The sequence below is a fragment of the Veillonella sp. 20925_1_51 genome (genome assembly GCF_041431445.1).
In the GTDB taxonomy this organism is placed as follows: Bacteria; Bacillota; Negativicutes; order Veillonellales; family Veillonellaceae; genus Veillonella; species Veillonella nakazawae.
In genome coordinates, this window is sequence record NZ_JAPVXT010000007.1 from 87,054 (window position 1) to 106,093 (window position 19,040).

A 19,040-nucleotide genomic window follows, 5' to 3' on the forward strand; every position below is an offset into this window, starting at 1 on the left:
ATATATGATTTGATAACTGTAATAGTAAATATAGAGGTGCTTATGGCTAAGGATAATCAACAGATCGCAACAGACGATATGCAACAAACAATATATAAAGAGTTAGGCTATAAATCCTATCCATTTCCTTTTACTACACCTGCCTATTTGGAAGCATATGGTACACTTGTAGGTCTTAAGCCACCAACGGCTAAAACAGCACGTGTACTTGAATTAGGTGCTACGTATGGAGGAAATATTATTTCTCAAGCTATGCATAATCCAGAAGCAACATTTGTAGGTATTGAGCTTTCCCAAGATCAAGTAGAGAAGGGCAACAAAATTATTAGTGATGCCAAGTTAGATAATGTATCTCTATTGCAAGGGGATATTTTGAACTTTGATGAATCCTTAGGAAACTTTGATTACATTATTGCCCATGGTTTTTACTCTTGGATTAGCGATGAAATGAAGGATAAGTTGCTTGATATTATATCTCATCATTTGGCTGATAATGGCATTGCATATGTATCCTATAATACATATCCAGGTTGGCATACGATGGAAGAGGTTCGTCAACTTATGCTATTTGCTAATCGTGGTTATGATGAGTTGACTCATAAGGAAAAGGTATTACGCGGTAAAACTGTAGGTAGTCTAGTAGGTGCTCAAATTCTTAATTATGATAACCTTAAAGAGCGTAATAGTAAATTCTTAGGTGCCTTGCGTTCCGTTATGCAAAAGGATGATTATTATGTAGGTCATGACCATTTAGAACCTCATAATGATCCATGTTACTTCTATCAATTCAATAATCATTTAAAAGCTCACAATCTTAGCTATGTATGTGATGCAGATTTAACATTATCCATGGTTCGTACCTATGATGAAAGCATCGCCGATAAACTTGAAAAATTGGCTCCTAATAGCCAAGCGGATCAAGAACAATATTTAGACTTTATGCTTGATACAACATTCCGCAAGTCTATTATTTGCAAAGAACGTGCTGCAAAGGATATTAGCTATGATGTAGCTAATCCTGATAAGGTGAATACAGTACCTGTACGGTCTATCGTAAATAGTTTTGTATTCCAAATCCTCTTTGATGAAGAAGCATTAGAAATGTTTGAAAATGAGCTTCTACGAGATACATTCAAAGCGCTCATTAAAGATGGTGGCACTTTCAATATGATCGAAGCCCTTGCCATTTTAAAAGCTGCTCATGATACTGCTAATGCATCTGAAGATGACTTAGAACCAGCTGTATGTAGTTTATATAAAGCTATCGTTGAACATATGGTACGCGGTGGTATTCGATTCTATAAAACATTCCCTGATAAACAGGAATATATGGAGGGCTTATCCTATGTACCAGCTCGTTTTACAAATTTTGTAAAAGCTATTGCTGATGGTGGTAGTGAATATATTTATGGTGCAAATATGTTCAATGACGCTATTGGTGATATTTCTGAAGAAGATTTATTGTTCATGGAATTATTGAATAAGCCTAAAGCCAAGTCTACGATGATTAAGAAGATTAAAGATTCTCTCTTTAGCGCTGATAAGGCCCAAACTGGTAAACACCCAAATGCCATGGCGGAAGCATTCTATAATGAATTGACGAAGCGTATGGAGCAATTAGGCTTTATTAGAAGTAAGAAAAACAATGGTCTTTCGTAATTCTTTTAAAATTTCTAAGATAATATTTTGGTGATTCATATAATCTTCAGAATAAACATAAAACCCATTATACTTATAACATTTATGTGTATTAAGTAGTAATGGGTTTTTGTTTTATATAATTTAATTTAATCTTTTTTAATAATTATTACATTTAGTTATTTAATATTGCCAAAAAAGTATAGTAAATCGATAAAATTAATGAGAAATAAATGAACCATATATGAAAAGTGTGGTATACTATGTATGGGTATTTTTGTGAACATCATCCGATGTGTTGTGGATGATATTATAAATTGTATTAGTTACAATGTTGTTTTTATTGTATTATTTGTAAAAGGAGTCTTTTATGGCATCTAAGAAGGCCGTTCTAGTATATATACTAGAAATCCTGAAAAGTGAAACGGATGCTAATCATACTTTATCTCAAGAGGAGATTCGCAGTATATTAGCCGAGCGGTACGAGGTATCCGTCGATCGGAAGACCTTAGGCCGTCATTTAAATGATTTATATGAATCTGGTGATTTTGGTATTCAATGTGAAGAGTCTGCCGTAGGAGCAGATGGTACTATTCGCCGTACTGATTTTTATATGATTCATACCTTTGAAGATTCGGAATTGAGATTATTAATTGACGGTATTTTGGCGTCTCGTCATATTACCGCATCTCAACGTAAGGATTTAATTAGTCGTGTTGCTAAATTGGGTAGCTCTCATTTCAAGCCCCATGGTATTGATATTGAAAGTGCTACGGGTTACCTTCATAGAAGTCAGGACTTATTCCTTAATATTGATCTCATAGAGGAAGCAATACAAAAGGGGAGAAAAATTTCCTTGGCTTATTGCCAACCTGACGTGGATAAACGATTACATATCAATCTCGGTCCAGATAATAAGGAGCGAAAGTATGTATTCAATCCATTCCAACTAGTTATGAATCGGGGACACTATTACCTAGTTGGGAACCATGAAAATTATGATGACATGTCTACATTGCGTGTCGATCGAATTGCACACATTACGGTGCTGAGCGAACGTAGAAAACCTTTACGGGAGATAAAGGGTTATAACCAACAACGCACCTTTAATGTATCACAATATGTAAAAGAACATATTTACATGTTCGGCGGTGAATCCGTTACCGTAAGTTTTAAGGCAAAGCGGTCTATTGTAAACCAAATTTTAGATTGGTTCGATGGCAATGTGGAATTCACCAACGTCACATCTGATGATGTTGTATGTCGTGTACGTGTAAATCATGATGCCTTTAAGTATTGGGCACTTCAATATATGCAAAGTGTGAAAGTACTTTCACCAACATCCTTGGTAGCAGAAGTGAAAGAAGCTATTAAGGAAGGCTTAGCACAATACTCATAATAAAAGAGCTAGTTGATCGTTGAATCAACTAGCTCTTTTTTTATGTATGCTATTTTAAACGTCCGATTTCTAATTTATAGAACATGCATTTTTTCTGCTTCGCGATAGTCCTTAAGAACTGGACGAGGAGGTAATTTACCCATGATACTCACTACATAGATAGCGATGGAAGAGAAGATGAAGCCTGGCACGATTTCGTAAAGGCCGAGGAATCCAAATTGTTTCCAAATGAGTACGGTTAAACCACCTACGACGATACCTGCGATACAGCCATGACGTGTCATGCGTTTCCAGAATAAGGAGAACAAGATAGCTGGACCAAAGGCAGCACCAAAACCTGCCCATGCATAGGCAACCATGGTTAAGATGTAGCTATCTGGATCCATTGCCATATAGATGGCTATTAATGCAACTAGTAGTACTACGATACGACTTACTAGTACCAGCTCTTTATCACTCGCTTTAGGGTGAATGATATTCGCATAGAAGTCATTAGAAATGGCAGAGGCTGTTACTAATAATTGGGCTGATGCGGTACTCATGATAGCTGCGAGTACTGCAGACCAGATGAGACCTGCTACAAATGGTGTAAAGAGACGCTCTGTCATGATAAGGAATACAGTTTCTGCATCAGTGCCTACCAATTTATCTGGCAGCATATATACGTGACCGATGAGGCCAACTGCAATGGCCGCCATAAGGGATAAGATAACCCAAACCATGGCGATGTTTGTAGATTTCTTAAGCTCTTTAGCATCAGAGATAGCCATGAATCTTACGAGGATATGAGGTTGACCGAAGTAGCCAAGCCCCCAACCAAGAGAAGAAATCAAGCCAATAATCCAAGTGAACCAATCAGATGGATCACCGAATAGGCTAAGTCCTTGAGGAAACTCGTGTTGAATGAGTTGGAATGTTTCAATAGGACCACCCATAAACATGGCAGCTGTAATTGGTACCGCTAAGATAGCGAAGAACATCAATGCCCCTTGGATACAATCTGTCCAAGATACGGCGAGGAAGCCGCCGAGGAATGTGTAGAATACGACGATACCCGCTGTAATAAATAGAGATACGGTGTAATCAAGACCAAAGATGGTGTTGAATAATTTGCCTCCTGCTACGAAGCCCGATGAAGTATAAATCAAGAAGAAAATCAAGATAAATAGGGCGGAGATAACGGCTACCGAATGAGATTGATCGTGGAAACGATTTTTCAAATAGTCCGGTAAAGTTAAACTGTCACTAGCTACCTCAGTATGGTTACGCAAGCGTCTAGAAACAAACTTCCAGTTTGCCCATGTGCCTAATGTGAGACCTACGGCAATCCATACACCAGAAATCCCTGTAGTATACGCTAGGCCAGGCACACCCATGAGCATCCAACCACTCATATCTGATGCTTCTGCACTAAGTGCTGTGATCCATGGTCCTAGTTGTCGGCCACCGAGAATGTAATCACCGATGCTGTTAGATTTCCTGTAATAGTAGACCCCGATATACATCATGAGTCCTAGGTATAAGGCAAAGGCGATGATAATCATTAAGTTGTCTTGTGTCATGCCTATATAAGACCTCCTTAGGTTAAATTTTAGGTTAAATTTTCATTCTATAGTATTATAAATAATTCTTATTGTATCATATATTAGCACTTTAGAGTGTAAAAATTTTGTGAGATTGTATTGATTTCTATACGAATTTTAAGCATATACTTTCATCTTGGGCATTAGACGGTTAACCTATAAATCGTATATACTAATAAACCGAAAATACTCGAAATATGATAAAATAATAAAATGGAAAAATGACACGTGAAAGGAGGTACTCATGAATCAACAGGGGACAAGAAAACAAGAAAATCTAAAACAACCAGTTGTGACAAAACAACAAGCACTACGCATGCTAGAAACTTACTTTGGGTACACCTCCTTTAGACCGGCTCAAGAGGCTCCCATTGCATCCTTATTACGCAATGAAGATGTAATTGGCATCATGCCGACGGGGGCTGGTAAGTCTATCTGTTTTCAGATACCTGCACTCTGCAAGGCGGGGCTTACTATCGTGTTCTCTCCACTGATTTCTCTTATGAAAGATCAGGTGGATGGTCTTTTAGTGCAGAATATACCCGCGGCGCTCATCAATAGTACGCTTACGCAAGCGGAGTTTAATAAAACGATGTACGAAGTGCGTAGTGGTAAGATTAAACTCTTATATATTGCGCCGGAGCGACTAGGTTCTAATTTCTTCTGTAATGTATTGCGAGCGTTGCCTATAGCTCAAGTCATTGTGGATGAGGCTCATTGTATCTCTGAGTGGGGTCATGACTTTAGACCGTCCTATCGTCTCATCGGTGAGTGGCTCAACTCACTACCGAAGCGTCCTATCGTAGGGGCTTTCACGGCGACGGCTACGAAATATGTAGAAAATGATATTAAAAAACTATTAGGATTAGACAAGGCAAATGTGTATGTAACGGGCTTTGATCGGCCTAATTTATCCTTCTCTGTCATCCGTACACCAAAGCGCATGGATTATGTAGTCCATTACGTGCGTCAACATGATAACGAAAATGGTATTATCTATTGTGCTACGCGCAAGGATGTAGATCGAGTGTATGAAAATCTAACCCGTGCAGGCATTAAGGTGGGCCATTATCATGGGGGGCTCAGCGATGAAGTACGCCGTGAGATGCAAAATGCTTATGCAGACGATAAACTGCAGGTTATGGTGGCTACTAATGCCTTTGGGATGGGCATAGATAAGAGTAATGTGCGCTATGTGCTGCACTACCAAATGCCGCGCAACATGGAGTCCTACTATCAAGAGGCGGGCCGTGCAGGACGCGATGGAGCTCCTGCAGAATGTATCTTGCTCTACAGTGGGCAGGATGTACAGGTTCATAAGTACTTGATTGAACAGTCAATCGAGACGCCTGAGCGACAAGAGGTGGAGCTCCGTAAATTACAGTCTATGATTGACTACTGTTTCTGTAGTAATTGTTTACGTAAATATATGCTTAACTATTTTGGTGAAAGCACCGTTTGGACTACTTGCGACAATTGTAGTTCCTGTAAAGGCTCCGGTGATAAGGTCAATGTAACAAAAGAGGCGAAGGCTATCTTCCGTGCTATTATGGGCACTGATGAGCGCTATGGTGCCACTATGATTACCTCTATCGTGCGCGGTGAGCGAACTGACCGCATTATGCGGGCAGGCCACGATGCACTCCCTGTATTTGGTTTACTAAGTAATGTAGACGAGAAATCTATTAAAGGGCTCATTCAACAATTTGTAGCTTCTGGTTATTTGCGTAGTTCTTCAGGTAAGTATCCTGTTCTATCCTTGACGGCTGGCGCTGAGGAGGTCCTCGGTGGGCATAAAGAGGTGGAGGAAATCAGACAACATGTGTCTGTACCATCTCGAACTAGTCGGTCTACGTCTACTACATTACGAGGAAAATCTAGTTCTGGGTCGGGTGGTTTATTTGAACATTTACGCCAACATCGCAAGCGCTTAGCCGAAAAGGCAGGGCTTCGACCATATCTTATCTTCCCTGATACAGTGCTTATTGACCTAGCCAATTTACGACCCACTACATTAGGTGAGTTTGGCAATGTTAAGGGTGTAGGGGAAGCAAAATTGAAAAAATATGGCCTCAGTTTTTTACAGGCCATTGCAGAATATAAGGGATAATAAATTTTACTGTATATATGGTAGTACTATGTATTTTTTAGTATTATAGTACTATATATTGTAAGATATAGGTTAGTATGATTCGACGTATTATACATAGATTTAGGGGGAAATATGAGTCTAGCAGATACACAATACCTCGGTATTATTGAAAATATTTTAGAACATGGCACGTATGGTCAAAACCGTACCGGTGTTGCAACTTATAAATTGCCACATCAAATTATGCAATTTGACTTGCAAGAGGAATTCCCAATTTTAACTACAAAATTTGTAGCTTTCAAAACGGCGGTAAAAGAATTGTTATGGATTTGGCAAATGCAGTCTAACGATGTACGTAAATTACAAGAAATGAACGTGCGCGTATGGGATGAGTGGATGCGTGAAGATGGTACCATTGGTAAGGCCTATGGTTACCAAATTGCAAAGTACAAACAACTTGATAATCTCATCAAGACTATCAAGGAAGATCCTGATAGCCGTCGTATGATTGTTACATTGTGGAATATTGAAGATTTAGATGATATGGCATTGCAACCATGTGCGTATGAAACATTGTGGGATGTAGCTGATGGTCACTTGAACTGCATGCTCATTCAACGCAGTGGCGATATGGGCCTTGGCGTTCCATTCAATACCGCTCAATATGCAGCGTTACAATGTATGATTGCCCAAGTAACAGGTCTTAAACCTGGCAAATTTACTCATGTTATCAATAATGCTCATGTCTATGAAAACCATGTAGAAGCATTGCGTGAGCAATTAGCACGTCGCAATCAAGCGTTGCCAGCTCCAAAAATTATTGTGAATCCTGAGATAAAAGACTTCTATGATTTCACACCTGAGGACGTTACATTAGATGGATATGAACATCTAGGTAAGTTGTCCATGACTGTTGCTGTATAGAACTGATTTCATGTCCATAGCTAAGTGGAATCATATGTATGACTGTTGCCATATAGTATTAACTGAAAGAGGCCGGTATGTTAGCATTAATCGTAGCCGTAGCACATAATCGTGTAATCGGTAAAGATAATACCTTGATTTGGCACTTGCCGAATGATTTGAAATTCTTTAAAGAGAAAACTACAGGTCATGTCATTATTATGGGACGTAAGACCTTTGAAAGTTTGCCGTTCCTGTTGCCAAATCGTGAGCACTGGGTGATTACTCGGGATAAGGGCTTTGATGCGCCAGAAGGGGTTAAGATATTCCATAGTCCTGAGGCGGCTGCAGAAGCTGCACGTGCTCTTGATGCGGCTTATGTCATCGGTGGTGCTCAAGTATACGAGGCTTTCTTGCCTTACGTGGATACGATGTACATTACAGAAGTAGACCATGAATTTGAAGGGGATGCATATTTCCCAGAGTTTCCAGAAGAGGCTTTCACCATTGATTCTGTAGTAGATGGCGTGGTGGATGAAAAGAACAAATATCCTCATCGTTTTGTAACCTATCGCAGAAAGGCATCTAAATGAGTGAAAGAATGTTTGCCATTATTGGCAGTGAATTAAATGTTAAGCCAAAGCAGGTGCAAGCTGCCGTAGAATTATTGGACGAAGGCAATACGGTGCCATTTATTGCGCGTTATCGTAAAGAAGTAACCGGCGAATTGCAAGATGAGCAATTGCGCACCATTGAAGAACGTATTAAATACTTGCGCAACTTGGAAACACGTCGTCAAGAAATAATTGCATCTATTACAGAGCAAGAAAAGATGACCGATGAGTTGATGAAATCCTTAGAAGCCGCAACAAAGCTTCAAGAGTTAGAGGATCTCTATTTACCGTACCGTCCTAAGAAACGCACACGTGCTATGATTGCCCGTGAACGTGGCTTGGAGCCGTTAGCGGAAATGATCCTTAACGATACAGTTACCTCTGGTGATCCTTTAGAGATTGCTAAAGGCTTTGTAACGGAAGAGGTGCCCACACCAGAGGATGCTATTCAAGGTGCATCAGATATCGTAGCGGAAATTGTTAGTGATAGTGCAGACTTCCGTGCGTACTTGCGTAAAAAGATGTGGAACGAAGGCTTTATTCAAGCTGAATTGACTGGTGATGAAGAGGTACAACAACAATTCTTGCAATATGCAGAATATGCTGAACCAGTTCGTCAAATGCCGTCTCACCGTATCTTGGCCGTTAATCGCGGTGAAAAATTAGGGGCCTTAAAATTAGCCCTTACCGTACCGGGCGATACATATGTTGCTTATATGGTGCAAAAGTTAGAGAAAAATCCAAAGTCTATCTTCGTAGATTATAAAGCCGCGGCCGTAGCAGATGCGTACAAACGTTTAATTTTCCCTGCTCTAGAGCGTGATATCCGCAATGAGTTGACGGAAAATGCGGATGAACAAGCTATCAAGGTGTTCGGTGTAAACCTTAAGAACCTATTGTTACAACCACCTTTGGCAGGCCATGTTATTATGGGACTTGACCCAGGTTACCGTACAGGGTGTAAGATGGCCATCATCGATCAACAAGGTAATGTGCTAGATTATGGTGCCTACTATTTAACAAATAGTGAAAAGCTTCGCAAGGAAGCACAAAAGGTATTGGCTGATAAAATCTGTAAGTTCAAAGTTACCCTCTTATCCATTGGTAATGGTACTGCATCCTACGAAACAGAGCAGTTTGTATCTACTATGATTGAAGAGGAGAAATTAGATTGTCACTACATCATCACCAATGAAGCTGGTGCATCTGTGTACTCCGCTTCTAAATTGGCTATCGATGAATTACCAGATTTAGACGTAACAATTCGCGGTGCCGTATCCATTGCACGCCGTGTGCAAGATCCATTGGCTGAATCCGTTAAAATTGATCCTAAATCTATCGGTGTAGGTCAATACCAACATGATGTAAATCAAAAGCAATTGACTCATACCTTAGATCAAGTGGTTGAAACTGTAGTAAACCACGTTGGGGTAGAGCTCAACACAGCATCTCCAGCTATCTTGCAACATATTGCAGGTATTTCTAGTACAGTAGCTAAAAATATCGTTGCATATCGTCAAGAGAATGGTGTATTTAAAAGCCGTAAAGAATTGTTGAAAGTACCTCGCTTAGGTCCTGCGGCGTTCACGCAATGTGCGGGTTTCCTTCGCTTGCAACACGGTAAAAATCCACTAGATAATACATCTGTCCATCCTGAGTCTTATGAATTGGCAGAACGTATTATTGGTGAATTAGGTTTTACCTTAAAAGATTTGCAAGACAAAGCACAACTGGAAGCGCTACAAGTGAAATTACCACTTGTTGATGCCGGAAAAATGGCCGCTAAACTTGATGCGGGTGTACCGACTGTACGAGATATCTTAGGGGCTTTAGCAAAACCAGGTCGTGACCCTCGTGAAGATTTGCCAGCACCACTTACTAGAAAACATGTAGTAAGCCTTGAAGATATTCAAGTTGGTACTGTTGTAAAAGGTACTGTTCACAACGTCGTTGATTTTGGTGCTTTCGTAGATTTTGGTCTTAAAACTAATGGCCTTTTGCATCGCAGCGAATTATGCAATAGCCGTCAACATCCATCTGATGTGCTTGCTGTAGGCGATATCATTGAAGCTCAAATTATTTCTGTTGATGTAAAACGCAATCGTATCGGTTTATCTGTAAAAGCATTACAACCAGAAAAGCCAAAGAATAACGATAATAACCGAAACAGAAATAACAACGGACAACGTCGAAACATCGGTCGTAACAATAACCGTAATAATGGCCGCAACAATGGTGGTCGACAAAACAATTAGTATCAATTGAATTATATTATTGAGAAATACACTTGACTAAAAGTCATTGTACACAAAACCGCACTCTCTATGGATTTTGAGGGTGCGGTTTTTCTATATAACTTAAAACTATGTATAATAATGCAGAACAGATATATCGAAAATGATATATCTGATTGAAATATTTAGATATAAGGCGTATGATGAAATCACAGAGGAAATCTTCCTCAATCTATATTCCTACATAGGAGGTAATGCTATGAGCTTGAACCTTAAAGAAAGATATGGACTTTTAATTAATAATGAATGGGTAGCTGCATCTGACGGCGCTGAATTTAATGTATATAACCCTGCTAATGGCGAACAACTCGCTATCTGTGCAGAGGCTACGAAAGACGATGTTGATAAAGCGGTAGACGCTGCAACAGAAGCTTTTAAAACTTGGAAAACAGTATCTCAAATAGAGCGCGCTGATTACTTGTTAAAAATTGCTGACGCTATTGATGCGCACAAAGAGTACTTGGCACAAGTTGAAACATATGACAATGGTAAACCAATCCGTGAAACTTTGAACGTAGATATTCCACTTGGTGCTGACCATTTCCGTTACTTCGCTGGTGTACTTCGTTCCGAAGAAGGCTCTGCACAAGTATTTGATGAAAATACCTTGAGCCTCATCGTTCGCGAACCGATTGGCGTTGTAGGTCAAGTCGTGCCTTGGAACTTCCCATTCCTAATGGCTGCTTGGAAATTGGCACCAGCTCTTGCAGCAGGTTGTACAGTTGTTATTAAACCTTCTAGCCATACATCTCTTAGCCTTTTAGTATTGGGCGATATTTTGAAAGACATCTTGCCAGCAGGTGTTGTGAACATCGTAACTGGTAAAGGTTCTAAATCTGGTCAATATATCCTTGATCATCCTGGCTTCAGTAAACTTGCTTTCACAGGCTCTACAGAAGTAGGTCTTGATGTATATAAAGCAGCATCTGAACGCTTGATTCCAGCTACATTGGAATTAGGTGGTAAATCTGCGAATATCTTCTTTGAAGATGCAAACTGGAAACAAGCTCTTGATGGGGCAATGCTCGGTATACTCTTCAACCAAGGTCAAGTATGCTGCGCAGGTTCCCGTATCTTCGTACAAGATACAATTTATGATAAATTCGTAGCTGAACTTTCCGCTTTATTTGATAAAGTAAAAGTTGGTTTACCTTGGGAAGAATCTACACAACTTGGTTCTTTGATTTACGAAGCACAAGTTGAGAAAGTACTTAGCTATGTAGAACTTGCTAAAGAAGAAGGTGCTCGCGTTGCAGCTGGTGGTGTACGCGTTACTGACGGCGAACTTGGTAAAGGTTGCTTCATTAGACCTACACTTATCGTAGATGCTACAAACGATATGCGCGTAGCTCGCGAAGAAATCTTCGGCCCTGTAGCTGTTGTAATTAAGTTCCACAGCGAAGAAGAAGTGATCGAACAAGCTAATGACAGCTTATACGGTCTTGGCGGCGGTGTATTCACACAAAATCTTAACCGTGCAATCCGCGTAGCTCGAGCAATCGAAACAGGTCGTATGTGGGTAAATACATATAACTCCATCCCAGCAGGCGCACCATTCGGTGGCTACAAACAATCTGGTATCGGCCGTGAAACTCACAAAGTTATCCTTGAACACTATACTCAAATGAAAAATATCATTATTAACTTGAGCGATAAACCATCTGGTTTCTACGACTTAGATTAATAAAATATAAATCTCCTATAAACTATAACAAAGAGGCACCTCGTAAGAGGTGCCTTTTTTACGTTTAATTTTAGGGTAGTTTCTTATATATGGATGTATACTGTATGCTATAATTAAGACCAACTAAGAGTGTATTGTAAAAGAGACTGGAGAGATAATGAGCAAATTTGAAATGTTAGGATATTTTTTTGTTTTTGTATCTATGTCGTTATCTATGGGATTATATAAGCTTGAGATTCGTAATCATCCAATTGATAAAAAATATGAATATATAAAAAAACATAGGATTTTTGGTGATTTAACAAAGTATTTATCCATAATTTCTATAATAAGTTTAGTGATATTAAATTTTAAGCTCTTAATAGCTAAAGATTATAACTTTATAGTGAATTATGGCAGTGTTTGGTTGTTTTTCTTCTTTTTCACAATGTTTACAGGATTTTGCCAGAAGCGAGACAGTGTATATTTTAAACGGAGTCTTATTGCTATAGCTTCTGTGTTGTTTGGTATGATCGTGTTTGCCTATGCATTTAGGCAGGTACTATTTTAAATAGGAAATATGCCAATTCAGATTCTAAGAATATAAGTATTGTTTTGAGAGGGCGATTATGAATTTTAAGAGAGTGCTTAAATGGATTGGATATTTTGTCGGTATAATAGTAGTGCTTTATATCCTCATATTGGGAGTATTGATATATTTCTTGGCAAGTGGAGACTTTAAAAATAGTCTGATTTATTTAAGTGAACTTCAAGAGAGTGGATTATATTATGGCAATGAAAATCGTAAGATTGCTGATAATGTAGTTGCTGTTCATGAGGTAGATAATAAACTCTATTATATAACTTTAGACGGTATTGGTATTTTTGATGAAAATGTAAGTTTGTTAGATGCTTGGAATAAAGATCTTAATAAATATAATACTTTCATTCCTCGAATAGATGCTAAAGAAACACATTTTAATGTGAGCCTTGATGAGTTATACCCTAATATTTCTAGTCTTGATGAAAATGATAGAGATATATGGCATGAGATCTTTTATGATAGTGAGAAACGATATACAGGTCCACACGCTGGATATACTATAAAGCTACCTTTCTATGTATCATATAGAAAGGAAGATATGGTTAAGCATAATGATATAGTTGATCTTTCTACAGGAACGATTATTGGTAAGTATGGGAGTGAGCATATTTATAGAAACAACGCTTATTATAATTTTGAATTTGGAAAATTGACTAAACTTGATTTCTCTCAGAAAGCTATATATAGCTATTATTCCGACAATCTTGATATAGGTCGGTTTAGCAAGAATAATTCAGGAGATGAGAGATATGAATCTTATGCACGAAATGAGTTAAATAAAGTAAGAACGAAAGATTTAACGGTATTACCTAATTTAATAAATCAACGATTCATAGTGTTTAACTCCTTTAACGAGTTTTCTGATTTTGATAAAGATACCTTTGAAGCATTAGCTATTAATGCGATTAAAAATAGGAAGGCATTGCAGTTAGGGCCATTAGAAAATCAAACCCTAAGGCAATACTTAAGCACATAGAGTAAATGCATAGTAAAGAATATTTGTACTAGATAAAAATAAGGAGTATCAAATTAATGAATCCTATTCCCATCAAAAAATTGTATAATCCCCAATATGATTTGTTATCTACTAGCGATAGAATAGAATTATTAAATAAGATTGGAAAAATATATAATTTAGAATTAATATGCTTTAAAGAATTTACTGCCTTTGGAAAATCCACATATACGGCGGTATATCGTTCACATGATGGTATAGAATTTGTATTTGTTCCTGGAGATACTGTTACGTTAGGGTTTGATTTTAAAAATAAACCATTTCAGGATATTTTTAATGATGAAAATTTAGCGGAGCTTGCCTATCCATTTGTCGAGGGATATGAAGAGGAAATCTTTAGTGAAGACGATGTTCAAACTAAGATTAGGGAAACACTAGAAGATGAAGAGGTACTATCCAACATAGAAACGTATTTTAAACATAATTTTACTCAAGAAGATGAGTTTGTAATCCATCCATTATTGGTACAAAAAGAGTATAGTGAAACTTGTTGGATACCTATTTCAGATGAGACACTCAGACAAAATAAAGAGTGGCAACAGATGATAAAAAAAGCCGAGGAAAAAGGTGTTTCTGAAGTGATGGTGCACAACACTGTTTGTTTATATAAAACAGACGATAGCAATTGGTGTGGCAAACTTTATGAAGAAACCACATTTAAGAAACTTTTACAGGATATAAAAGATAATAGATATTCTTTGCCTACACAAAGAGAGTGGGAGTATTTAGCTGGCAAGGGATGTAGAACTATCTTTCCATGGGGAAACAATATAGATTTCTCTATGAATTTAAAGCATATGGAATGGATGGATAATGATGGAGATTATACGTTAGAAAAAGAAAACTTTTTTGGCCTTATTATAGGTGACGATCCGTATTGTAGAGAAATTGTATATGATAATGATGTGTTTTCCTATAAAGGTGGAGATGGTGGCCGCAATTTATGTGGAGGATTAGGTATTGTGTGGGGCTATCTTCCTATTTCACCATATTTTCAAGATAGGGAAGTAGGAATGGGCGATTATATAAATGGTGGATATGATTTCTTTAGGAGGATTATAAGAATTGTTGATGATAGTGTGAAATGATGTCACATATAATAATTCTAAAATATCAAATGATAACGTCGTCTCATACGTAAAAGAGGTACCCTAGAGGGTACCTCTTTTATTAATATTGGGATAAGCGGAATATTCTTCTATATTCTTGCGGTGCATCAGATCCATCAGATGGTTTTATGATGACTCTAATATATATTTTTTCTTTGAAGTCTGGATATGTTGAAGCATATTCTTTGCAGAATTGATCCATACGATTGAAAAAGTTTATTACATCTTGATTTTGTATAGCCGAATAGGGGATAGGCATTTCAATATATAAAGAAGATGTATCATATGTGGCATAGGATAACTCCTCTGCCGTTAGATAGTTTTTCATTAATGGGAATACAGTTATCAACGGAATGTTGGTTATCAGTATTCGCTCAACTTGTGGTACAACAGGTGCAGAGGTGTGCAAGACTTCAGATATTTCAATTGGTATTTGGGGATACTTATCAAAGGTGACTTGCCATGTATTGTTCCTTTGTGACTCCAAGTGATATGTTAGGTTAGGATAATTCTTACTTATATATTGTTGAACTTCCTCTTCACTGTAATGTGATAGAAGATGACAACCCGTTGTTAGTATGAGGGATAGTACAATCAACGGTAGTAATACAAATCTTTTAAGAGTAAATGGTTTCATTGGTATTCCTTTTATACTATTTTAGAAAGTTCATTAAATCGTAATTGCTTAACAGACATTGCTTAATTATTGGCGGTATTTTGAAGTACGTTCTTTTAATCATATTATACCTAAAACATATTTTTACTTATATAGTTGATTAATACCATACAATTCTCCAATAAACTATAACAATGAGGCACCTCCTTGGAGATGCCTTTTTGTGCTTAATATAGACAATCAGTATCTTATCAGTATCGAGAGACCTTATGCTATAATTAAGAACATCTAAGAATGTATTGTAAAAGAGACTGGTAAAAAATGAAAAAACTTGAAATGTTAGGATATTTTTGGATTTTCATATCTATGTCGTTATCCATAGGGTTATATAAACTTGAGATTAGTAAACGTGTCATTGATGAAAAATATGAATATATCAAAAGACATAGAGCTTTTGGTAATTTAACTAGGTATTTATCTATAATTGCCATTATAAGTATATTACTACTAAACCTTAACTTTTTAGTCTATAAAGATTATGAGTTTGTGTCACGTTTTGGTGGGGCTTGGGGATTCTTCGTGCTTTTGATAATGTGTACAGGATTTTTTCAAAAGAGAGACAGTTTATATTATAAACGTGGGATAATTGCTATTGTTTCAATATTATTCGGTGTTGTAGGCTCTGCTTATGCGTTTAAAGATATATTCTTTAAGTAGTAAAGAGAAAGATTGAATACAAGAAAAGTATCGTCGATGAAAAATGAGGTAAAAGATGAGTAGGTTAACAATATTAGGTAGTACGTTTGTTTTTGCATCTATCATATCGGGAATAGCCTTATATAAACTTGAAATTCGTAAGACTTCAATTAATGAAGAGTATGAATACATAAAAAAACATAGAGTTTTTGGTAGTTTAACAAAATATTTGTCTATTATTTCTCTTATAAGTTTAGCTCTACTGATTCTTAAAATTATAATTGATAGAGATTATACAGTAATTGTGAGTTATGGAAGTGTTTGGACTATTTTTACACTTGTTACACTGTGCACAGGATATTTTCAAAAAAGAGATAGCATATATTACAATCGTGGACTCATTGCCGTATTTTCGATGCTGATGTTTATTACTGTTTGCATCTATGCGTTTAGGAAGGTATTATTCTAAATAAAAAAATATATATTGTTTTATTATCTTAGACTAATAATATAGAATTCTTCAATAAACCATAATAAGAAGACACCTCCTTCGAGGTGCCTTTTTTGTGCATAATATAGAAGATCAGTATCTAATAAGTGTGGAGCTGCCGTATGCTATAATTAAGAACATTTAAGAGTGTATTGTAAAAGAGACTGGTAAAATGATTAAAGGAGAGTATAAACCATGATTCATTTAGATTATCTATTAGTTATAGGAATATTACTTAGCATTTTACTCTTTCTTTTGGTTGGAGTCTTTTACTATAGTAAGGCTAAACTTTTAAAGGGACTCAATATTTGGTTCTTAATAATACTTAGTGCTCTTTTAAGTTATTTATTATATCCCTTATATGAACTGACAGATTATAGAGAAGAATTTACGTCAATCGTTATAATCGCTGCGATAATCATTAAAATAATTATCAATTTATCTATATTTATGATAGCTGATAGAATAACAATGAAATGGATTTCTAAATTAATTTTGATTCTATGGGTTGCTCTTGTTGAATGTTTGTATATGCCTATTCATTTATCATACCTTGTTTTTCTTTGTGTGTCAGGTGGAATCGTTTTAATAGAACAGTTAAGAGAGAGAAGAAAGAACATTTAGTTTTGACTTGTAATTACTTTTATAGCGTTCACCTTTGAAATATGATATACTATTCTAACGCGCATAATTCGTGCGCGATAGGAGGAAACACATTTAGATGTTAGAAAAATTTGAACAATTAATGATTAGCGAACCTGTTCTAAGAGCGTTAAACGATATGGGCTTTGAAGAGCCTACGCCAATTCAACAGGAAGCTATCCCAGTAGCCATGAGCGGTAAAGACATGATCGGTCAAGCTCAAACAGGTACTGGTAAGACAGCAGCATTTGGCTTGCCTGTATTGGAACGCGTAGACGGGAATGAGCGTCACGTTCAAGTAGTTATTTTATCCCCTACACGAGAATTAGCTATCCAAGTAGCTGAAGAGCTTAACAAAATGGCTCAATACACGAATATCACAGCACTACCTATCTATGGTGGTCAAGATATTAATCGTCAGTTCCGTGCATTGAAAAAGAACCCTCAAATCATCGTTGCCACTCCAGGCCGATTGATGGACCATATGGATCGTGGTTCTATCCACTTTGATCATGTGAAAGTTGTGGTATTGGACGAAGCCGACGAAATGTTAAACATGGGCTTTGTTGATGATATCAATAAAATCTTGGGTGCTATCCCAGAAGACCATCAAACATTGTTGTTCTCCGCAACTATGCCTAAAGCTATCCAACAATTAGCTGAAACATATTTGACAGAGCCAACATTGATTCGTATGAAACCGACTCAAGTTACGATGGACTTAATTGAACAATATTATATCGAAGTGCAAGACCGTCAAAAATTCGATGTTCTTTGCCGCTTGTTCGATATTCAAACACCTGAACTTGCGATTATCTTCACACGTACAAAACGTCGTGTTGATGAAGTAACTGAAGGTCTTAAGAAACGTGGTTACATGGCGGAAGGCATCCATGGCGATTTGTCTCAACAAAAACGGGACAGCGTAATTCGTCAATTCCGCGAAGGTACCATCGATATTCTCGTGGCTACTGATGTGGCAGCTCGTGGTCTTGACATTTCTGGCGTATCTCACGTATATAACTATGATATGCCTCAAGATCCTGAAAGCTACACACACCGCGTAGGTCGTACAGGCCGTGCCGGTAAAGCTGGTCAAGCTTTCACGTTCGTTATCCCTCGTGAAATGGAGCATTTACATGCTATCGAGCGTTTAACAAAACGTAAAATCGCACGCCGCCGTGCACCTTCCTTAGGTGAAGTTCTTGAAGGTCAACAACGTTTGGCAATTGAAAGTCTCGTTGAAATGACAGATAATTTAGAAGCATTAGCACCATTCAAATCTAGTGCAGAGGAATTGTTGAATGATACAGATTCCGTAACACTTTTGGCAGCAGCTCTTAAATTGTTAACAAAAGAACCAGATACAACTCCTGTAAATATTACAGAAGAAAAACCATTGCGTGTACGCCGTCGTCGTGAAGGTGGTCGTAGTGACCGCCGCCGTAGTGACCGTCGTAGAGATGGTGATCGCCGCCGTGACGGAGATCGTCGTCGTGATGATCGTCCTCGTCGCAGTCGCGATGACCGCAGAGGTGAACGTCGTGATGACCGCCGCAGAGATGATCGTAGATCTGATCGTCCACGTGGTGACAGAAAACCTCGTCATCAAGGTGAAGGTTTCAAGCCTTACTTTAAAGACTAATAGAATGTGGATTGCTTTCGAGCAATCCACATTTTTT

The 19,040-nt window shown here is 37.6% G+C and carries 16 protein-coding genes; 14 read left to right on the forward strand and 2 right to left on the reverse strand.

The window, feature by feature from the left end; all coding sequences use genetic code 11:
• The first annotated feature begins 42 nt into the window (after nucleotides 1–42).
• Nucleotides 43–1,659 carry a methyltransferase regulatory domain-containing protein gene (locus O3607_RS08240; protein WP_371443672.1) on the forward strand — a complete coding sequence of 539 codons (1,617 nt, stop codon included), beginning with the start codon at nucleotides 43–45 and terminating at the stop codon, nucleotides 1,657–1,659.
• Nucleotides 1,660–2,008: 349 nt separating this feature from the next.
• Nucleotides 2,009–3,037, forward strand: a complete 1,029-nt coding sequence (locus O3607_RS08245) for a YafY family protein (protein WP_195186645.1) — start codon at nucleotides 2,009–2,011, stop codon at nucleotides 3,035–3,037.
• A 74-nt stretch (nucleotides 3,038–3,111) separates the two neighbouring features.
• Here O3607_RS08245 and putP read toward each other — a convergent pair whose 3' ends face one another.
• Nucleotides 3,112–4,599 carry a sodium/proline symporter PutP gene (putP, locus tag O3607_RS08250; protein WP_105084870.1) on the reverse strand — a complete coding sequence of 496 codons (1,488 nt, stop codon included), beginning with the start codon at nucleotides 4,597–4,599 and terminating at the stop codon, nucleotides 3,112–3,114.
• Between the two features lie 265 nt (nucleotides 4,600–4,864).
• Between putP and recQ the strand changes: the two genes are divergently transcribed.
• The 8 genes from recQ (at nucleotide 4,865) to O3607_RS08290 (ending at nucleotide 14,893) form a co-directional block, all read left to right on the forward strand.
• The gene (recQ, locus tag O3607_RS08255; RefSeq protein WP_371443673.1) at nucleotides 4,865–6,730 is read left to right on the forward strand and encodes a DNA helicase RecQ; all 1,866 of its coding nucleotides are present in this window, start codon (nucleotides 4,865–4,867) and stop codon (nucleotides 6,728–6,730) included.
• Between the two features lie 114 nt (nucleotides 6,731–6,844).
• Nucleotides 6,845–7,636, forward strand: coding sequence for a thymidylate synthase (locus O3607_RS08260; RefSeq protein ID WP_060924514.1), 792 nt, complete (start codon nucleotides 6,845–6,847; stop codon nucleotides 7,634–7,636).
• 77 nt (nucleotides 7,637–7,713) lie between these two features.
• Nucleotides 7,714–8,208: a dihydrofolate reductase gene (locus O3607_RS08265; RefSeq protein ID WP_287515429.1), complete on the forward strand. Its 495-nt coding sequence runs from the start codon at nucleotides 7,714–7,716 to the stop codon at nucleotides 8,206–8,208.
• The gene (locus O3607_RS08270; protein ID WP_371443674.1) at nucleotides 8,205–10,484 is read left to right on the forward strand and encodes a Tex family protein; all 2,280 of its coding nucleotides are present in this window, start codon (nucleotides 8,205–8,207) and stop codon (nucleotides 10,482–10,484) included. Before O3607_RS08265 ends, O3607_RS08270 begins: the two co-directional genes overlap by 4 nt.
• 238 nt (nucleotides 10,485–10,722) lie before the next feature.
• Nucleotides 10,723–12,207, forward strand: a complete 1,485-nt coding sequence (locus O3607_RS08275) for an aldehyde dehydrogenase family protein (RefSeq protein WP_371443675.1) — start codon at nucleotides 10,723–10,725, stop codon at nucleotides 12,205–12,207.
• A 157-nt stretch (nucleotides 12,208–12,364) separates the two neighbouring features.
• A complete protein-coding gene (locus O3607_RS08280; protein WP_371443676.1) occupies nucleotides 12,365–12,757 on the forward strand; it encodes a hypothetical protein in 393 nt (130 codons plus the stop codon).
• Between the two features lie 58 nt (nucleotides 12,758–12,815).
• Nucleotides 12,816–13,766 (forward strand): hypothetical protein, encoded by a 951-nt coding sequence (locus O3607_RS08285; protein ID WP_265137671.1) that lies wholly within the window; start codon nucleotides 12,816–12,818, stop codon nucleotides 13,764–13,766.
• A 56-nt stretch (nucleotides 13,767–13,822) separates the two neighbouring features.
• Nucleotides 13,823–14,893: a hypothetical protein gene (locus O3607_RS08290; RefSeq protein ID WP_371443677.1), complete on the forward strand. Its 1,071-nt coding sequence runs from the start codon at nucleotides 13,823–13,825 to the stop codon at nucleotides 14,891–14,893.
• A gap of 82 nt (nucleotides 14,894–14,975) precedes the next feature.
• Here the strand turns inward: O3607_RS08290 and O3607_RS08295 are convergent, their stop codons facing one another.
• Nucleotides 14,976–15,551, reverse strand: a complete 576-nt coding sequence (locus tag O3607_RS08295; RefSeq protein WP_178885399.1) for a hypothetical protein — start codon at nucleotides 15,549–15,551, stop codon at nucleotides 14,976–14,978.
• A gap of 300 nt (nucleotides 15,552–15,851) precedes the next feature.
• On the opposite strand from O3607_RS08295, the gene O3607_RS08300 reads away from it, so the two are divergent.
• The 4 genes from O3607_RS08300 (at nucleotide 15,852) to O3607_RS08315 (ending at nucleotide 19,003) form a co-directional block, all read left to right on the forward strand.
• Entirely contained in the window at nucleotides 15,852–16,247 is a 396-nt protein-coding gene (locus tag O3607_RS08300; protein WP_105094120.1) for a hypothetical protein, read from the forward strand.
• Nucleotides 16,248–16,302: 55 nt separating this feature from the next.
• Entirely contained in the window at nucleotides 16,303–16,695 is a 393-nt protein-coding gene (locus O3607_RS08305; RefSeq protein WP_105094119.1) for a hypothetical protein, read from the forward strand.
• Nucleotides 16,696–16,911: 216 nt separating this feature from the next.
• Nucleotides 16,912–17,340 carry a phosphatase gene (locus O3607_RS08310; protein WP_295221625.1) on the forward strand — a complete coding sequence of 143 codons (429 nt, stop codon included), beginning with the start codon at nucleotides 16,912–16,914 and terminating at the stop codon, nucleotides 17,338–17,340.
• A 97-nt stretch (nucleotides 17,341–17,437) separates the two neighbouring features.
• Entirely contained in the window at nucleotides 17,438–19,003 is a 1,566-nt protein-coding gene (locus O3607_RS08315; RefSeq protein ID WP_257847368.1) for a DEAD/DEAH box helicase, read from the forward strand.
• Nucleotides 19,004–19,040 lie beyond the last annotated feature (37 nt).